The organism is Ruegeria sp. H8 (assembly GCF_056532905.1).
In genome coordinates this window covers 175,442-192,940 of sequence record NZ_JBQFNY010000004.1, presented here as the reverse complement: position 1 = coordinate 192,940, position 17,499 = coordinate 175,442, and the positions used below count along the sequence as shown (strand labels likewise).

Below are 17,499 nucleotides of genomic sequence, written 5' to 3'. Positions count from 1 at the left end.
CGGTTTTGTTCATGCTGTTGTCCTTGACTAAGGCCGGGCATTATTGGACGACGTGGCCATGGGCAGGATTCTGGATCGCTATTTTCATCGCAAGATTCTGGGGCGCTGGCGTCGGGCCGCGCATCAGGCGCCGTATGCCACCCAGGCAGATTTGCGCTTGCAACGGGATCAGGCCCGCGGTTTGCGCAGGCATCTTGATCATTTGATACAGCAGGCAGACAGTCGCCTGATCCGGCCAACGATTGGGTCAACGCAATTTGCCAAACCCGTCGGAACAGATTGGAGCTGCCGCCCCGACCTATGGCGTGCGCCCCTGACGCAACCCGGTGTGGCTTCGGCCCCGCGAAAGACCGTTCTGGACAGTCAAGTCAGCGTGTTCCACGATTGCCCGTTTTCTGAAATTGCCGTTCGGCAAGTCCGGAACAGAGGGGACAGAGACCTGGCTCCGTTCAGTCTCGTGATCGAGGTTTTCAGCTTTGGGGGGTCCTTCCTATCCGTTTCGGTTGAATTGCCTGAGGATGCTGCAATTCATCTAACGCGCGAGCATCTTGTGAGGCTGGAAACCCTGATCGAGTGTGAAAAGCCATCGGGCGTGTTCGCGCGCCTCAACATTCAGCACGGTCCCAACATGGAACAGGTATTGCGAAGCCTTGATCCCGGCGAGGTATCAAAAGCCGTGGATTTTGATCTGGCGCATCTCCCGCTGAATGAGCGCAGGATCGAAAAAATCTGGCTTGATCTGATTTTTGAGACGCCCGAGATGAATCGCATGGTGGTGCGGGATCTTACGTTTTGCCGTTTTCATCGTGCCGATTTGTGAGAAGATCAGTCATGACGCAGACCAAGCTAACCTTCATACGGTTCGAAAACGGAATCTGGCAAGGCCACATTCAAGCCAGCAGTACGCCTAACCCCGAGGTAAGCTATCAGGGCGAAACCCTGAGCGATGTTGACCTGTCGCCCGCAGAAGACGGATGGGACTTGCGCATACAGGTGCCTGTTGCCGCCCTGTCCGAAGGTGTGCACACGTTCGTCGTTGCAGATGCAGCCACGACCGAGAAACTGGGAAGCTTCACGGTGATTGCCGGTGAGCCCGCCGCAGATGATCTCAGGGCCGAAATTGATTTGCTACGGGCTGAACTGGATATGCTGAAACGCGCTTTCCGCCGGATCTGCCGAGACGACACCTGATCCGTTCCTGCTGGTTTTCCTGTCAATCTTGCCAGATTCGTGCATCATTGGCGTTTTCAGAACGGATCGCGCCTTGTCATGGATCGCAGCAGCATAGTCAAAGTCATCGCTTTGATGGTTACCGGATTTGGCATCGGTATTGATTTTACCGGCGCCCTGATGCTGGTGCCTGCGATCGAAAGCAGCTTTGACGCCGATATCACCAGCACCCAATGGGTTCTGAACATTTATGCCTTGTTTTTCGCCATGACCATGGTCGCAGGCGGGCGGCTTGGCGACATGTACGGCCACCGCAGAATGATGCTTTTTGGCCTGTCGATCTTTCTGTTTTCCTCGGTCATGTGCTTCGTTTCGCCCAGTCTTGATTTTCTTGTCATTGCGCGTGCGCTGCAAGGCATCGGCGCGGGTTGCGTGTGGCCCTGCACGCTGGCCTTCGGGGCAACCAAAGTATCAAAGCCAGAACATCGAGCCTTGGTGATGGGGCTGATTCTGGCGGGTGTGACCACCGGAAACGTGTTTGGTCCGATGATCAGCGGATTGGCCGTGAACTTGGGAGAGTGGCGCTACTTTTTCCTCGCCAATGTGGTCTTTTCCTGCATTTCGATGGCCACCGCGCTGATCCTGATGGAGCGCGAAACACAGCACAAACCGGATGAACACCTCGACCTCGCCGGAATGGGTGTGTTGTCCTTTGCCGTTTTGCTGCTGCTTTACGGTTTGGATGTGGGCGCGGACTGGGGGTGGACGTCCGTTCCGTTGTTGATGCTGTTTTTCACCAGCGCTGCGCTTTTCATTCTGTTCCCCAAAGTCGAGAAACGCGTGACAGAGCCGCTGCTTTTGCCGCAGATGATGCAAAACCGCGAGTTTCGCATCACCCTTGGCCTGAACATGTTCAACGTGTCCGCGGCATTTGTGGGGCTGCTGTATTTTCCCCAATACATGCAAAAGGTGCTGGGCTGGTCGACGTTTGAATCGGCACTGGGCTTGGCGCCGCTGACCGTGTTGCTTGCCGTGGGATCAATTGTTTCGGGCACGCTTTACAATGATTTCGGCCCCAAGCGGCTGCTGTTTTGGGGATATCTGATCGCAACGATCGGCGCTGCGACCATTGTCGTGCTGCCCGGTGATCTGGGGTACTTTCGCATCCTGCCCGGCATGGCGATGATCGGGCTGGGCGCAACATTGACGGTTGGGCCGTCCGGCACTGCTGCAATGTGTGCCGTAAAGCCGGAACGGGCTGGGCTGGTTGGCGGCCTGAGCTTCATGACCCACCTGGTTTACGGCGCAATCTCTGTCGCCTGTGCCACGGCCATTATGTACGTCGTCAGCCTGACTGAGCTTCGCCAGTATGTGGCCGCTTCGGGCATCAAGTTGACCGAAGCAGAGCTTCGCACGATCAACGGCGGAACACTTGAAACGCCGTCCGCCCATGCGGTAATCAGCCGGTTGTCATCCAGCGAGGCAGAGACGGTTCAACGGGCATTGTCGGCGGCCTTTGACAGCGGGATGAGTATGGCTTTCGTCTTTTCGGCCTTGTCCGTCTCGGTCGGTCTCGTTCTGGCGCTGCTTCTAGACGAAAAAAAACTGCACCGGATCGAAAGCTGAAGCCGGGAGCCAAGGGCTGCGACATCCGCAGCCCTTACCGTTTTACTGTGACGGCCCGTTGGGGTTGAAGGCCGACAGCCCCTTCAGGATATCGATGGCATAGGCCAGCTGGTAATCCTCTTCCCTCAGCTCTGCGGTTGCCTCGGCCTTGGCGCGATCTTCTTCGATCTGGCGGATCTCATCTTCGCTGAGGCTGTCATTGTTGAGGCTGCCGCGCAGATCGGCCTCGGACCGCGAACGGGCGTTGGCTTCTTCCTCTTCCGGTTCTGGCGCCGGACGGGGTTGTTCCACGATGATATCAGGGCTGACACCCAGAGCCTGAATCGACCGCCCTGATGGGGTGTAATACCGGGACGTGGTCAGGCGCATCGCACCATCACCCCGAAGCGGCATCACCGTCTGAACCGACCCTTTGCCGAAGCTTTTGGTGCCGACGACGATGGCCCGGCGATGATCCTGAAGCGCGCCCGCGACGATTTCAGATGCCGAGGCCGAACCACCATTGATCAACACGACAATGGGTTTGCCTTCCGCCAGATCGCCGGGGGTGGCGTTGAAACGCTCACCCTCTTCCGGGTCCCGTCCACGGGTCGAGACGATTTCCCCTTCGTTCAGGAACGCGTCCGAAACTTTGATGGCCTGTGTCAACAGACCGCCCGGGTTGTTGCGCAGGTCCAGTACGACACCATTGACCTTGTCGATGCCACCGGCTTCTTCGATCTGTTCCTTCAACCCTTCCTGTAGGTTGGGGAAAGTCTGATCATTAAAGGTCGTTACCCGCAGGACGACACTTGTGCCTTCGGTGCGGGCGCGAACGGCGGTCAGCTTGATCGTGTCACGGATAATGGTGACATCGAAGGGATCAGGTTCGCCTTCGCGCACGACGGTAATAACAATCTCGGAGCCGACCGGACCCCGCATCAGATCCACCGCCTTGTCCAGCGTCAGGCCCAGAATGCTTTCGCCATCCACATGTGTGATGAAATCTCCGGCTTCGATCCCGGCCTCGTCAGCGGGTGTGTCGTCGATGGGAGACACGACTTTGACAAAACCGTCTTCCTGCGTGACCTCAATACCCAGTCCACCGAACTCGCCCCGAGTCTGCACGCGCATCTGTTCGGCATCATCGGGCGAAAGATAACTGGAATGCGGATCAAGAGAGGTCAGCATACCATCGATTGCCGCCTCGATAAGTTCTTCGGGCTCGACCTCTTCGACATATTGCGCACGGATGCGTTCGAAAATGTCACCGAACAGGTCAAGCTGTTCATAGACGCTGGCCTTGTTCACGGCCTCCTGCGCCAGCAGGGGACCTGCGATCTGCGTTGTCGCAAGAATGCCTGCCACAGTTCCGGCCAAACCGGCCATCACAAATTTCTTCATACTCGTTTATCCATCCTTGTCGGTCCGAAACCATGTTTCCGGGTCCACCGGGGTGTTGTCTTCTCTTACCTCTATATAGAGCGTTTCTGGACGATCAGTTCCAGTGCCATCACCGCTTGTTGACAATATTGCGCCGATTTCCGGCGTTTCACCCGGCATCAGGCCAACCGGAGTGCCTTTGGGGATCACCTGCCCGGGTTGACCATAGACCTCTTGCAAGCCCGAAAACACGAACAACAGGCCCGGTTGCGGCTCCAGAATGACAAGGTTTCCCAAATCCAGCAATGGCCCGCGATAGCGGATCGTGGCCGCAGTGGGGGATGTTACAAGCGCACGGGAACGGGTGCCGATGACCAGACCAGCGCGGGCGACCCCTGCAGCGTCCGGTTCACCGGCCTTGTGCAGCAGGATGCCCTGCACCGGCAAGGGAATCTGTCCTTTCTGATCCAGGATGCTTGCGTCAGTTTCAATGATCTCGCCTTCTGAAATCTCTGACAGACCGCTTGCAAAACCATCCAGAGTCTCGGTCGAAGAAATCAGAATGGCCGTGCGCACCGGGTCTTCGACAAACCGGCGCGGCAAATCAGTGCGGTCGGCAATCGCTTCGCTCAACCGCGTGCGGGCGTCCTGCACACCGCGCAGCCCTTCGGTCAAAGTTTCCGAGGCGCTTTGTTGCAGCAGACGCAGGGTCTGAACCTCTTGCAGGTCCTGTGCCAGCGCTTGCGCTTTTGCGTTTAGACCAGGCGTCACCTCGGACAGCATCATTCCGGCCCGCGCCGCGCCCAATGGGCCTGACGGGTGCAGCATCAGCACTGGCGGCGCGGTCGTTTCGATGGTCTGCAAAATACCAAGCAACTGCCTGACGTCCTTTTCACGCGCGCTCAATTGCGCGCTCAGTTGCGCTTCGCGTATTGCAGCCTTGCGCAGACCGGTCCGCATCGCGCTCAGCCCGGCCTCATAGGCTTGTATCGTTTCGGTCAGCGCCCGCACCCGATCCCTTGCGCCGTCTGCTTCGCTCAGCGAGATCGACGCCTGTTCCAGCATCCTTGCCGCATCCAGCGCCGCCCGAGAAGCGTCGGTCTGGGCAAAGGCCTGACAAGCTGAAAGCAGCACAATCGCTAGGGCGGTCAGCCTCATGACAGCAGGCTTTCTCCAGTCATTTCCGGCGGTTTGGGCAGGTTCATCAAATCAAGCAGGGTCGGCGCCAGATCAGATAACCGCCCCTGACGCACCTGCGCGCCCTCTGGCCCTCCGACCAAAGCTATGGGCACCGGGTTCAGCGTGTGCGCCGTATGCGGACCGCCGGTTTCCGGATCAACCATCACTTCACAGTTACCGTGATCGGCGGTGACGATCATTGCGCCGCCTGCTTTTTCCAAGGCAGCAACGACCTGAGCCAATCCTGCATCAACGGCTTCGCATGCCTTAATCGCAGCTTGAAGGTCGCCGGTATGCCCGACCATATCAGGGTTGGCGTAATTGGTTACGATCAGGTCGTAACCTTGTTCGATCGCCTCGACAAACTTGGCTGTGACCTCGGCCGAGGACATCTCGGGTTGCAAATCATAGGTCGCAACCTTGGGTGATTTGGGCATATAGCGATCTTCACCTTTTTCAGGGGTCTCCTTGCCCCCGTTCAGGAAAAAAGTGACATGGGGGTATTTTTCGGTTTCAGCCAGCCGGAACTGACGCAACCCCTGCTTGGCGACCCATTCCCCGAGCGTGTTCACAATCGCCCGTTTCGGAAAAACCGCGGTCATATATTCGTTGTGACCGTCGGAATACTCTACCATACCCAGCAGCGCCGACAATTTCGGCCGCGGCCCGGTTTCGAACTCGGCAAAGCCCGCTTCACCAATCGCGCGCAGGATTTCGCGAGCACGATCTGCACGGAAATTTAGACAGAAAAAGCCATCGCCGTCGGATACGCCCTTGTAACCTTGCAACACGGTCGGCGTAATGAATTCGTCAGACTCAGACTGGTTGTACGCATAGTCCACGGCATCAAGTGCGGTGCTGGCCGCCCTGCCCTTGCCGTTGATCATCGCGTCATAAGCTTCTGCGATCCGTTCCCAGCGATTGTCGCGATCCATGGCGAAATAGCGACCGCTTACCGTGACGACACGTGCCCCCTCGGGCAGCCGTTCTTCCAACTGGGAAAAATAGGTCAGCGCAGATTTTGGGACCACGTCGCGCCCATCCGTGACCGCATGAAGGGCGACCGGAACACCGGCATCCGCAATGGCCTTGGTTGCAGCGATGATGTGGTTCAGGTGACCGTGAACACCACCATCCGAGACCAACCCCATGAGATGAGCCGTCCCCCCTGAGGATTTGACCTTGGAGATGAATGCCTGCAATGCCCCATTGCCAAAGAACGAACCGTCTTCGATGGCCAGGTCGATCTGCCCCAGATCCATGGCCACAACGCGGCCCGCACCTATGTTTGTATGACCGACTTCGGAATTACCCATTTGCCCACTGGGCAGACCTACGTCCGGGCCATGCGTTGTCAGCGTGGCGTGCGGGCATTTGGCCATGATCGCGTCAATGGTCGGCGTGTTCGCCAGATAGGGCGCATTCGCCTGTGTGTCGTCTGACACGCCCCACCCATCAAGAATGCACAGAACAACGGGTTTGGGGGTTGGCATTGAAAATCTCCGATTACTGCTCTTGGGTCTTCTTCTAGCGTCTGGCCGGCAAGGGGTGAACCATCTTTGCGGCAATTTACGCAGAATTAATCAAACGGCCTGGCGGCTTCGGCCCATCGCTGGAGGACAATGAGCCGCTGCATTTTTCGACGCAAAGCCATCATGGTTTTGTCGGTGAAAACCCGGACGAGACTAGTCTTTGAGGTAACTCGTGTATGGCTTCGCCTTGCGGTTGCGATATTTGACCGTCAGTTCCAGCGGCGTGTCGTTTTCGTCGTAGATGCCGATCATGATGCCCGTGCCCCCGCTTCGGGTCCGCATATCGATCAACTGCTGTTCGGACCGGGTGGTGCGCTGTGACGGGCGCCGCGCCCAGGCAAACAGGTGATCGTACATTTGCGCGATGACTTCCGAATGATCCGCGCTGTCACCCAGATCCACCAGTTCATCGGGGTCGTTTTCCAGATCGAACAGGATCGGCCTGTACCCGCCCTCGCAATGGATGAGCTTCCACTTTTCATTCGCGACCATGAACATCACCGCATCTCGAACCGATGCATTCAGTCGCTGCGCGATGGGGGACGCGGAATAGTCATACTCGCAAATCGCGACCTGTCGGGGCGTTTTGTCGGACTGACCATGCAGGATCGGCAGCAGAGAATGCCCCTCGAGAATATGCCCGGCTTTTTCGCCGCCTGCCAGTTCCAGAAACGTTGGCGCCAGATCGATCGACTCGACCAGCGCGTCGCAGGTGGTACCGCGCGTGACGTCCGCTTCGGGTGACGGGTCATAAATGATCAGCGGCATTTTGGTGGAGGCATCGTGGAAGAAAGTCTTCTCACCCATCCAGTGGTCGCCCAGAAAATCACCGTGATCCGAGGTCAGCACGATCATCGTGTCGTCCATCCGCCCGGTTTTCTCCATCCAGTCGAACAGACGACCCATCTGGTCATCCGCTTGTTTGATCAGCCCCATGTAAGCCGGGATCACCGCCTCGCGGACATCCTCGCGCGAAAATGCCTGCCCGACCTTGGTGTCCATGAAGGCCTTCAGGACGGGGTGGGCATTCTTTCGCTCAGCTTCCGAGCGGACCACGGGCACGACATGTTCGGGCCCGTACATCGAAGCGTAAGGTTCCGGCACGATGTAAGGCCAGTGAGGCTTGATGTAGCTGAGGTGACAGCACCATGGTCCGTCATGGCTGTCAATGAACTCGATTCCACGGGTGGTCAGATATGGTGTTTCACTGTCCTCTTCCGCGATATTTGCAGGTTCGGATGAATTCTTCAGGAACCACCCTGACAGCACGTTGCCATCGGCATCCAGACCGGAATTGGCAAAATCATGCCACGGATTGTCGCTCTCGTATCCCTTGTCTGCTAGGTAATGGTTGTATTTCTTTGCCCCGTCCGGGTCATAGAAACCGTCCGGACCCTCTGCGCGCAACCCGTCATCGCGTTCGAACACGTCAAACCCGCATTCCGCGACGCGGGCCCCGATGATGCTGTCGGGCTCCAGCCCAAGACGGGCCATCCCCTCGGCATCGGCGGCCATATGTGTCTTGCCGACCAGCCAGCAATCCATTCCCGCCTTGCGCAGGTGGTCGCCCAAGGTGATCTCACCCACTTTGAGGGGAATGTTGTTCCATGAGGCTCCATGGGAATGCACATAGCGCCCGGTATAGGTCGACATGCGGGAACTGCCGCATATCGGCGACTGGATATAGGCCCGGTCAAAGCGGACACCGCGGGCGGCCAGACGATCGATATTCGGAGTATGCAGATGTGGGTGCCCGTAACAGCTCAGATAATCCCAGCGCAGCTGGTCGAACATGATAAACAGGATGTTCTTTGCCTTGGCCAACGCGGTGCCTCCCCGAAAGTCATAGGGACCTAGTTAGCCACTTCCGTCCGCAGAGCGAAGCAAAACTTGCTTCAGGCCTGATGTTCCATCCGTTCCAGCATCTTCCTGGCACGTTTGCACTGCAACTGATCGCGTAGCGGGCTGTCCGGATCGACATCCTTTTGACACACAACGCATTTATCGGCGCCCGAGATCGCATTCAGGCCACCGCAGCTGCCTTTGATGGTCTTGCCCATCAGCATGACACCCAATGACATACCGACCATGACAAGCGCCAAAAGAATAAAGGCCAGAATAAAAGTGCTCATCTCGGTTCCTGCCTGTCAGTTGGTTCCCAAAGCGTCTTTGAACGCGGTGCTGTGCGACGTAATATAGGCATCTTCGCCGCCTGTCACATCCCGCGAAATGAAGTACACGGCAAGTTTATGATTTTCCGCGATGTCCATTCCCTTTTCCTGACCCAAAGCCAGCATGGCCGTTGCCCAGGCATCCGCCAACATTGCGTTTTCCGCCAGGACCGTGACAGAGGTCGTGCGATGTGTGATCGGGCGTCCCGTTGTCGGATCGATGATATGCGAATACCGCACACCGTCCTGTTCGAAGAAATTCTTGTAATCGCCCGAGCTGGCCATGCCGCGATCATCCAGGGAAACGATCAATTGAATGCTCTGAGCACCCGTTTCAGGCTTTTCGATGCCAATGCGCCAGGCTTCGCCCTGCTCGTTTTTGCCTTTGGCAACAAGATCACCTCCAATCTCGACAAGGTAATCGTCGATACCGGCATCCTGCAAAGCGCCGGCAACCGCATCGATGCCATAGCCCTTTGCAATCGCCGACAGGTTGATGCCCACCTGCGGATCAGCCTTCGACAGCGTGCCGGCTTCGGTGTCGAGCGTCAGCAAACGGGCTTGCCCCACACCGCTCAACGCGGCCTCGATTTCGGCATCCGATGGCACCGGATCCTCGGGCTTGCGTGGGCCAAAGCCCCAAAGTTCGATCAGCGGGCCCAGAGTTACATCAAAAGTCCCACCGGTTTTTTCGTGCACGTCATTGGCGGCCGAAAGGACAAATGCGAGCTCGTCCGAGACCGGAACGGGGGCTGTGCTGGTTGACGCTGAAAAAACGGACACCTCGGATTCTGGATCCCAGTTGGACATTTTGCCGTTCACCTCGGCCAGCGTCTCTTCGACGGCCGCGGCCAATGCGACCTCATCAAGATCTTCACCGATCGCCGTTATCTTGAAGGTCGTGCCCATCGTTTCGCCCGACAGACGAACCACCTCGGGTTCTTTGTCGAACAAACAGCCGGAAAGAAGGGTGGCAACGGCCAGTAAAGGCATAAGACGCATCGGGCGATCTCCGGGAAATTCTGTGCCCGGCATATGCCAGTGCCCCCCGCCGGAGTCAAACTGCGATCACATCTTCAGCGGCAGGAAACCCAGCACCAAAAGGCCGACCCCCGCCGGCACGCCGAACAACCACGCACGTTTTTGCCAACCCGGCGGCTGTTGCTTCCAGGCCATGCGGAAATTGTGGCCACAAACAACAACGGCAAAGAAGATCAATGCCGCTAGGGGTGGCGTAAGATAGAGTTCACTCAATGGCTTGAACGTCCTTTCCGGGCCCGCGTTTTTGCCGATCGGCGCAATTGCACCCTATACAGGTCGTTTAGCTGCGCTAAGGTGAAAGGGAAAGACTTTGCAAGAACCACAAGGAGATTGCCCATGGCTCCAACCTCTTACCAGTCGCCTTCGCGTGGCGACAAGTCTGACAAGACGACGTACAGCCAGTCTGCGGAATCGAACCTGTCGCATTCGCAGACAACCGTGGCCAAGCTGCTTGAAGGTAAAGGGGACGCGGTGTTTTCGGTGCGGCCAAATGACACCATCCATTCTGTGGTCAACACGCTGAAGGAAAAGCGGATCGGTGCTGTTCTCGTGACGGATCCGAACGGGGCTTTGCAGGGGATTTTGTCAGAGCGCGACATCGTTCGGCGCATGGCAGATACACCCGGCCAGACCCTTCCGCAATCGGTCGAAGACCTCATGACCAGGGATGTTAAGACCTGCACACCGGATGATCTGCTGAATGAAGTTCTGAAAACAATGACCGAGGGTCGTTTTCGCCATATGCCGGTGCTGCGCGACGGTAACTTGTGCGGCGTCATCACAATCGGAGACGTTGTCCACTTCCGTCTCAAAGAGTTGGAATATGAAGCGCTTCGCATGAAGCAAATGATCGTCGGTTAAAGGCCCACTGTTCATCCGGTCGAGGTGAACCGAACACAACCGGCGTTGATCTCGGCGGCTGTCAATCGACCCGAAGCGAAAGCGCCCGTGTCAATCGATACCACCCGGTTCCTGATCCGGGGCAGGTCCACGATGGTGTGGCCGTGTACCACCCATTGGCCATCGCTGCGGGCCAGCCTGGGAAACATGGGATGTCCCCAAAGACAAATCTGGCGATCCTGGGCCTCAATCGGCAGTCGGGGGTCCAGCGCCGCATGAACGAAAGTGACGTTGCCGGTGGTCCAGGTCAATGGCCGGTCGGCTAGCCAGTTGATCAGGCTTTCGCCCATCTTCAGGCGAAGATCATCCGCCAGTTTTCGAACCTGCTGGTTGTTGTCGATATCCCCGGGCGGCTTCAACCCGAAAGACGCCAGCGTTTGCACGCCCCCATTTTGAAACCAGAGCCGGGCGTTGCGTTCCGGCGCCTCCAGGAATTGCAACAGAAACTCTTCGTGGTTTCCAAGAAGACATTGAACGCGTCCTCCTGACGTCTCGCTCAGGTGAAACAGGTGGCGCAGCACCTGCGCGCTGTATGGCCCTCGGTCGATGTAATCTCCGACAAACACCAGCAAGCTCTGATCGTCCAGTCTGGGCAACAACGCCTGCAACAAGTCCAGACGACCGTGGATATCGCCCACGGCCGTCACTTTCTCGGCCGGAGCGATGTCGCAACACACCGCGTTCGTTGTCCGCCCCGCCCTGCGGTCGAACCACCGTCTGATCCAGTTCGTAATCATACACGTTGATCCCTATCCTTCTCGCCCATTGGCGGCAATGAGCATCTGATTGAATCAGCAAAGAGTTGACCAATGACGTCTGGATGTTCGATATGACCTTCGGCGCAGTTCAAAATGTTTGACCCGGCATCAGGGGCAGAACCTTTTGTTCGGCGATGATCATGCAGGGCGTTTTGAGGGTTCTATGAAACGGGTTTTGATTACGGGCTCTGCGGGGTTCATCGGGTTCCATCTGGCAAAGCTGCTGTTAGAGGAAGGGTTCCGCGTGCATGGATACGACGGGATGACGGATTACTATGATGTGGTCCTGAAACAGCGTCGGCATCAAATTCTGCTTCAGACACCCGGGTTCACGGCAACCGAGGATCGGTTGGAAAATTTTGATCGGTTGATGCAGGTCGCCGAGGAATTTCAGCCGGAAGTCATCGTTCATCTGGCGGCTCAGGCCGGTGTGAGACACAGTTTGGAACATCCCCGCAGCTATGTTGAATCGAATGTCGTTGGAACTTTCAACGTGATGGAAGTTGCACGTCAGCATAAGGTGGATCATCTTTTGATGGCATCGACCTCTTCCATTTACGGTGCCAACGAGGACATGCCCTTCACCGAGACGGAAAAAGCCGACACTCAACTGACAATCTATTCCGCAACCAAAAAGGCGAATGAGGCGATGGGGCATTCCTATGCGCATCTTTGGGGTTTGCCGACGACCATGTTCCGCTTCTTTACCGTCTACGGCACCTGGGGACGACCGGATCTGGCGTATTTCAAGTTTGTCGCCGCCATTCTGGATGGCCGCCCGATCGACATTTACAATCACGGCGACATGTACCGGGATTTCACCCATGTCCAAGACCTTGTACGCGGCATCAGATTGCTGATCGATGTGCCTCCGGTACGGCCAGCCAGCCGTGAGGATATCGAGGACAGAGACAGCCTGTCCCCCGTCGCGCCCTACCGCATCGTGAATATCGGCAACGGAGAAAAAGTGCGCCTGATGGATTTCATCGAAGCCATCGAACAGGCAGTGGGGCAGAAGGCGATCAAGAACTTCATGCCGATGCAGATGGGTGATGTTCATGCCACCTGGGCGGACAATCGGCTGCTACAAAGACTGACGAACTATCGTCCCCGGACAGACCTGAAAGACGGCATCACCCAGTTCGTTGCGTGGTACCGAGATTATTACGGAAAATAACGCAGGCCTATCGCCAAATAAAAGAACCGGCGTCTTCAACGCCGGTTCTTTTTTGTTCCTTACCCGCCGAAATCGTCGAGCATGATGTCTTCGCGGTCCACGCCCAGATCCAGAAGCATGTTGATGACCGACTGGTTCATGATTGGCGGACCACACATGTAGTATTCGCAATCCTCAGGCGCTGGGTGGTTCTTGAGGTACTCTTCGAACAAAACGTTGTGGATGAAGCCGGTATAGCCTTTCCAATTGTCCTCGGGCTGCGCGTCCGACAAGGCCACGTGCCATTCGAAATTGTCGAATTCTTCCGCCAGACTGTCGAAGTCTTCGACAAAGAACATCTCTTTCTTCGACCGCGCACCGTACCAGAAGCTGATCTTGCGGTTGCGGTTCTGAAGACGCTTGAGCTGATCAAAGATATGGCTGCGCATCGGTGCCATACCGGCGCCGCCGCCAATGAAGACCATCTCTTTGTCAGTTTCACGGGCAAAGAACTCGCCGAATGGGCCTGAAATGGTGACCTTGTCACCCGGCTTCAGGTTGAAGATGTAGGACGACATCTGACCCGGCGGAATGCCTTCGGACCCCGGCGGCGGCGAGGCCACGCGGACGTTCAGCATGATCATGCCTTTTTCGTCCGGGTAGTTGGCCATCGAATAGGCGCGCTCGATGGGTTCGGTCACCACCGATTCATATTGCCACAGATTGAAGCGATCCCAATCCTCGCGATATTCCTCTTCAATGTCGAAATCCGTGTATTTCAACTGGTGTGCAGGTGCTTCGATCTGGATGTAGCCGCCGGCGCGGAAGTTCACATCCTCGCCCTCGGGCAGGTCCAGGATCAAGGCCTTGATGAAGGTCGCTACGTTTTCGTTCGACCGAACGGTACATTCCCATTTCTTGACGCCGAAGACTTCTTCCGGAACTTCGATATCCATGTCCTGCTTGACCGCCACTTGGCAAGACAGGCGATCACCACATGACGCTTCACGTTTCGTGATATGGCTTTCTTCGGTCGGCAGGATCGACCCGCCCCCCGAATGCACCCGCACCCGGCACTGCGCACAGGTGCCGCCGCCACCGCAGGCCGAAGGGACAAACAGCTTCTCGGCAGCCAGTGTCTGTAGCAGCTTGCCACCTGCCGGAACGGAAATGGTCTTTTCGCCGTTGATCGTAATGTTGACGTTTCCAGTCGATACCAGCTTGGATCGGGCGGCCATGATGATGGCCACCAATGCCAGAACGATTACGGTGAAAAGAGCTACGCCTAAGGTAAAGGTTTCCATTAACGCCCCCTTACAGTTTCACGCCCGAGAAGGACATGAAGGCCATAGCCATCAGACCTGCGGTAATGAAAGTAATGCCCAGACCTTGCAGACCATCGGGAATGTCCGAATATTTCAGCTTTTCCCGTACTCCGGCCATTGCGGTGATTGCCAGTGCCCAGCCAAAACCGGAAGACAAGCCATAAGTCGCTGCTTCGGCAAAGTTATAGTCACGCTCCACCATGAACAGCGACCCGCCAAGGATGGCGCAGTTCACCGTGATCAGTGGCAGAAAGATCCCCAGCGCGTTGTAAAGCGGTGGGAAATACTTGTCCAAAACCATCTCGAGTATCTGCACCATCGCCGCGATCACGCCGATATAGGAAATCAGGCCAAGGAAGGTCAGGTCCACATCCGGGAACCCGGCCCAGGCCAGCGCGCCCGGTTTCAGCAGATAGTTCAGCAGCAGGTTGTTGGCAGGCACGGTGATGGCCTGCACGACCATGACCGAAATCCCCAGCCCCAGCGCGGTCGAAATCTTCTTGGACACGGCGATGAACGTGCACATGCCAAGAAAAAAGCTGAGCGCAAGGTTTTCGACAAAGATGGCCTTTACGGCCAGTGAGATCAGACCTTCCATCAGTGGGCCTCTACCTGCTGAATTTTGTATTCACGCTCTTCCACCTGGTTCGGCTTCCAGGTGCGGAAGGCCCAGATGATCAGACCGATGATGAAGAACGCCGAGGGCGGCAACAGCAGCATGCCGTTGGGCACGTACCAGCCGCCGTTGTTGACGGTTTCCAGAATCGTGACGCCGAACAGCGACCCCGCGCCAAACAGCTCGCGAATGAAGCCGACAAGCAGCAGGATAAGACCATAGCCCATGCCGTTGCCCATTCCGTCGATGAAGGACGCAACCGGAGGGTTCTTCATCGCAAACGCCTCGGCGCGGCCCATCACGATGCAGTTGGTGATGATCAGGCCGACGAAAACCGACAGGGTTTTCGAAATCTCGAAAGCATAGGCTTTCAGGATCTGGTCCACCAGGATCACCAACGACGCGATGATCACCATCTGAACGATGATCCGGATCGAACCGGGGATCTGGTTGCGCAGGCATGAAATGAAGAAGGACGAAAACGAGGTCACGAAGATCACCGCCAGCGCCATTACCATCGACACTTGCAGCGATGATGTCACCGCAAGCGCCGAACAGATGCCCAGCACCTGCAATGTGATCGGATTGTTGTCGACAAGCGGGTCGACCAGCATCTCTTTCTTGGTCTGGGACATCAAATCTCTCCTGCTTGAAGTTTGGCCAGGAAGGGACCATAGCCCGCATCGCCCATCCAGAATTTCACAAGGTTATCGACGCCGACCGAGGTCAGCGTGGCCCCCGCCAACGCATCCACATAGAAATCTGGCCCGGCTGCGGGCTGCGATTTGGCAACGGTGATTTGCAGATCACCTGCTTCGTCGCGCAGCTTTTTCCCGTTCCACAAGGCTTTCCAGCGCGGGTTGTCCACCTCGGCCCCGAGACCCGGTGTTTCACCATGCTGATAGAATTGCAGGCCGTAGATATCGTTGCCGTTGTTTTCAAGCGCGATAAATCCATAGAGCGTCGACCACAGGCCGTATCCGTGCAGAGGCAGGATCACCTTGTCCAGATCCCCCGCATCATCGCGCAGCAGATAGATAACACGGTACTTGGATTTGCGTCCGATACCGGCTGGGTCATTGTCCAGCGCGACGCTCAGCTCTGGATCGCTGGCGGCGGCGATGTCGTCAAACGTGGTCGGATCAAACTGATCATCGACGAAGGTGCCTGTGGACAGCTCCAGCACATGTGGTTCGAAGGCGGCAAAAGCCTCTGTCACGTCGATGCCCGGCTCGAACACGCCCGCAACTTGCAGAACGTTTACCTGTTTGTCCTTCAAGCGGTTGGCCTCTTGCACCGGGCGCAGGCTGACTGCGGCCGCGGACACAACCATCGAGGCGACCAGACAGACGGCAACGGCGATGAAGATCGTCTTGCCAACAGAATCCGGCGAGGCCGCCAGGAACTTGGCCAATGCGCCCTTGGGTGCCTCGTTTTGATCTGGGGATTGCGTATCAGACATGGCGACGCGCCCTCCGTTTTATGTTGGCTTGCACGACGAAATAATCGATCAGCGGTGCAAAGACGTTGCCGAACAGGATGGCCAGCATCATGCCTTCGGGGAAAGCCGGGTTGATCACGCGGATCATCACGACCATGACACCGATCAGAGCGCCGTAGATATAACGCCCTACATTGGTGTGGCTGGCCGAAACCGGTTCCGTCACCATAAAGGCCAGCCCGAAGGCGTAACCGCCCAACACGATGTGCCAGTACCATGGCATCGCGAACATCGGGTTGGTATCCGATCCGATCAGGTTCAACAGCAGGGTAAAGCCGATGGTGCCCGCCAGACAGCCCACAATCAGGCGGTAGTTGGCGATCTTGGTCATCAACAGGAAAGCCAGACCGATCATGCAGGCCAATGTCGATGTTTCGCCAAAGCTGCCCTGAATGGTGCCGAAAAACGCGCTCGACCAGGTGATGCCTTCGGCGGCCAGTGCCTGCACACCTTCGGCCGCAGACACGCCCAATGCAGTTGCGCCCGAGAACCCGTCAACGGGTGTCCAGACCGCATCCCCCGACATCTGCGCCGGATAGGCGAAATACAAAAACGCCCGCCCCACAAGCGCGGGGTTGAGAAAGTTCTTGCCGGTGCCCCCGAACACTTCCTTACCGATCACGACGCCGAAGATGATGCCCAATGCCACCTGCCACAGGGGCGTCGTAGCAGGCATGATCAGCGTATAAAGCATTGATGTAACAAGGAAGCCTTCGTTCACCTCATGGCCGCGCACGGTGGCAAAGATGACCTCGAAGATACCGCCCGCGACAAGCGTGACGATGTAGATCGGAAGGAAATACATCAGACCATGCATGACGTTGGCAAAGATGCTGGACGGGTCCAGCGAAATCCCGAACATCTGCAACAAAGCAATCCGCCAGCCGGTGGCCGATTCCGGCCCCAGCAAAGCAATCGCCGAGTTCGCCTGATAGCCGGTGTTCCACATCCCCCACAGGATGCAGGGGATCGTCGCGATCACGACATAGGTCATGATCCGCTTCATATCCACATAGGACCGCGCGTGCGGCGCCACCGTGGTCACGGTTTTCGGAGTGTAGATGAAGCTTTCCACCATCTCGTAGATGGGGAAGTACTTTTCGTATTTGCCGCCCTTGGTAAAGTTCGGCTCGATCCTGTCAAAGAAGCTGCGCAAACCCAT

Annotated in this window: 18 protein-coding genes; 5 read left to right on the top strand and 13 right to left on the bottom strand. The window is 57.0% G+C overall.

Features of this window, described 5'->3' with window-relative positions; translation table 11 throughout:
- Positions 1 to 58 precede the first annotated feature (58 nt).
- From ACR0A2_RS12400 to ACR0A2_RS12390, 3 genes are all read left to right on the top strand, one after another.
- Positions 59 to 820: a DUF6478 family protein gene (locus tag ACR0A2_RS12400; RefSeq protein WP_480835244.1), complete on the top strand. Its 762-nt coding sequence runs from the start codon at positions 59 to 61 to the stop codon at positions 818 to 820.
- A gap of 11 nt (positions 821 to 831) precedes the next feature.
- A complete protein-coding gene (locus tag ACR0A2_RS12395) occupies positions 832 to 1,191 on the top strand; it encodes a hypothetical protein (RefSeq protein ID WP_171364289.1) in 360 nt (119 codons plus the stop codon).
- 78 nt (positions 1,192 to 1,269) lie between these two features.
- Positions 1,270 to 2,796: an MFS transporter gene (locus tag ACR0A2_RS12390; protein WP_480835242.1), complete on the top strand. Its 1,527-nt coding sequence runs from the start codon at positions 1,270 to 1,272 to the stop codon at positions 2,794 to 2,796.
- Between the two features lie 42 nt (positions 2,797 to 2,838).
- On the opposite strand, the gene ACR0A2_RS12385 is transcribed toward ACR0A2_RS12390, so the two are convergent.
- The 7 genes from ACR0A2_RS12385 to ACR0A2_RS12355 all read right to left on the bottom strand — a co-directional run bounded on the left by ACR0A2_RS12385 (position 2,839) and on the right by ACR0A2_RS12355 (position 10,258).
- Positions 2,839 to 4,179, bottom strand: coding sequence for a S41 family peptidase (locus ACR0A2_RS12385; protein ID WP_171169475.1), 1,341 nt, complete (start codon positions 4,177 to 4,179; stop codon positions 2,839 to 2,841).
- A gap of 6 nt (positions 4,180 to 4,185) precedes the next feature.
- Complete coding sequence (locus ACR0A2_RS12380; protein WP_480835239.1) at positions 4,186 to 5,316, bottom strand: murein hydrolase activator EnvC family protein; 1,131 nt, start codon at positions 5,314 to 5,316, stop codon at positions 4,186 to 4,188.
- Complete coding sequence (gene gpmI, locus ACR0A2_RS12375; RefSeq protein WP_480835237.1) at positions 5,313 to 6,830, bottom strand: 2,3-bisphosphoglycerate-independent phosphoglycerate mutase; 1,518 nt, start codon at positions 6,828 to 6,830, stop codon at positions 5,313 to 5,315. Before gpmI ends, ACR0A2_RS12380 begins: the two co-directional genes overlap by 4 nt.
- A gap of 192 nt (positions 6,831 to 7,022) precedes the next feature.
- Positions 7,023 to 8,693: a sulfatase-like hydrolase/transferase gene (locus ACR0A2_RS12370; protein WP_480835235.1), complete on the bottom strand. Its 1,671-nt coding sequence runs from the start codon at positions 8,691 to 8,693 to the stop codon at positions 7,023 to 7,025.
- 71 nt (positions 8,694 to 8,764) lie between these two features.
- Complete coding sequence (gene nqrM / locus ACR0A2_RS12365; protein WP_480446303.1) at positions 8,765 to 9,001, bottom strand: (Na+)-NQR maturation NqrM; 237 nt, start codon at positions 8,999 to 9,001, stop codon at positions 8,765 to 8,767.
- 15 nt (positions 9,002 to 9,016) lie between these two features.
- Positions 9,017 to 10,042: an FAD:protein FMN transferase gene (locus ACR0A2_RS12360; protein WP_480835233.1), complete on the bottom strand. Its 1,026-nt coding sequence runs from the start codon at positions 10,040 to 10,042 to the stop codon at positions 9,017 to 9,019.
- Between the two features lie 66 nt (positions 10,043 to 10,108).
- Positions 10,109 to 10,258 carry a hypothetical protein gene (locus ACR0A2_RS12355; RefSeq protein ID WP_480488269.1) on the bottom strand — a complete coding sequence of 50 codons (150 nt, stop codon included), beginning with the start codon at positions 10,256 to 10,258 and terminating at the stop codon, positions 10,109 to 10,111.
- Positions 10,259 to 10,417: 159 nt separating this feature from the next.
- Between ACR0A2_RS12355 and ACR0A2_RS12350 the strand changes: the two genes are divergently transcribed.
- Positions 10,418 to 10,942, top strand: a complete 525-nt coding sequence (locus tag ACR0A2_RS12350; RefSeq protein WP_480835231.1) for a CBS domain-containing protein — start codon at positions 10,418 to 10,420, stop codon at positions 10,940 to 10,942.
- Between the two features lie 11 nt (positions 10,943 to 10,953).
- On the opposite strand, the gene ACR0A2_RS12345 is transcribed toward ACR0A2_RS12350, so the two are convergent.
- Positions 10,954 to 11,718 carry a metallophosphoesterase family protein gene (locus ACR0A2_RS12345; RefSeq protein ID WP_480835229.1) on the bottom strand — a complete coding sequence of 255 codons (765 nt, stop codon included), beginning with the start codon at positions 11,716 to 11,718 and terminating at the stop codon, positions 10,954 to 10,956.
- 184 nt (positions 11,719 to 11,902) lie between these two features.
- Here ACR0A2_RS12345 and ACR0A2_RS12340 point away from each other — a divergent pair, with 184 nt between their 5' ends.
- Entirely contained in the window at positions 11,903 to 12,916 is a 1,014-nt protein-coding gene (locus ACR0A2_RS12340) for an NAD-dependent epimerase/dehydratase family protein (protein ID WP_480835227.1), read from the top strand.
- Between the two features lie 59 nt (positions 12,917 to 12,975).
- Here ACR0A2_RS12340 and nqrF read toward each other — a convergent pair whose 3' ends face one another.
- Genes nqrF through ACR0A2_RS12315 form a run of 5 tightly spaced genes read right to left on the bottom strand, consistent with a single transcriptional unit; the run spans position 12,976 to position 17,499 of the window.
- Complete coding sequence (gene nqrF, locus ACR0A2_RS12335) at positions 12,976 to 14,199, bottom strand: NADH:ubiquinone reductase (Na(+)-transporting) subunit F (protein ID WP_171169459.1); 1,224 nt, start codon at positions 14,197 to 14,199, stop codon at positions 12,976 to 12,978.
- 10 nt (positions 14,200 to 14,209) lie between these two features.
- Complete coding sequence (gene nqrE / locus ACR0A2_RS12330; RefSeq protein WP_050603817.1) at positions 14,210 to 14,818, bottom strand: NADH:ubiquinone reductase (Na(+)-transporting) subunit E; 609 nt, start codon at positions 14,816 to 14,818, stop codon at positions 14,210 to 14,212.
- Positions 14,818 to 15,471 (bottom strand): NADH:ubiquinone reductase (Na(+)-transporting) subunit D, encoded by a 654-nt coding sequence (locus ACR0A2_RS12325; protein WP_152460184.1) that lies wholly within the window; start codon positions 15,469 to 15,471, stop codon positions 14,818 to 14,820. Before ACR0A2_RS12325 ends, nqrE begins: the two co-directional genes overlap by 1 nt.
- Positions 15,471 to 16,298, bottom strand: a complete 828-nt coding sequence (locus ACR0A2_RS12320; protein ID WP_171636238.1) for a Na(+)-translocating NADH-quinone reductase subunit C — start codon at positions 16,296 to 16,298, stop codon at positions 15,471 to 15,473. Before ACR0A2_RS12320 ends, ACR0A2_RS12325 begins: the two co-directional genes overlap by 1 nt.
- The gene (locus ACR0A2_RS12315) at positions 16,291 to 17,499 is read right to left on the bottom strand and encodes an NADH:ubiquinone reductase (Na(+)-transporting) subunit B (protein ID WP_480835224.1); all 1,209 of its coding nucleotides are present in this window, start codon (positions 17,497 to 17,499) and stop codon (positions 16,291 to 16,293) included. The genes ACR0A2_RS12320 and ACR0A2_RS12315 overlap by 8 nt, the downstream gene beginning before the upstream one ends.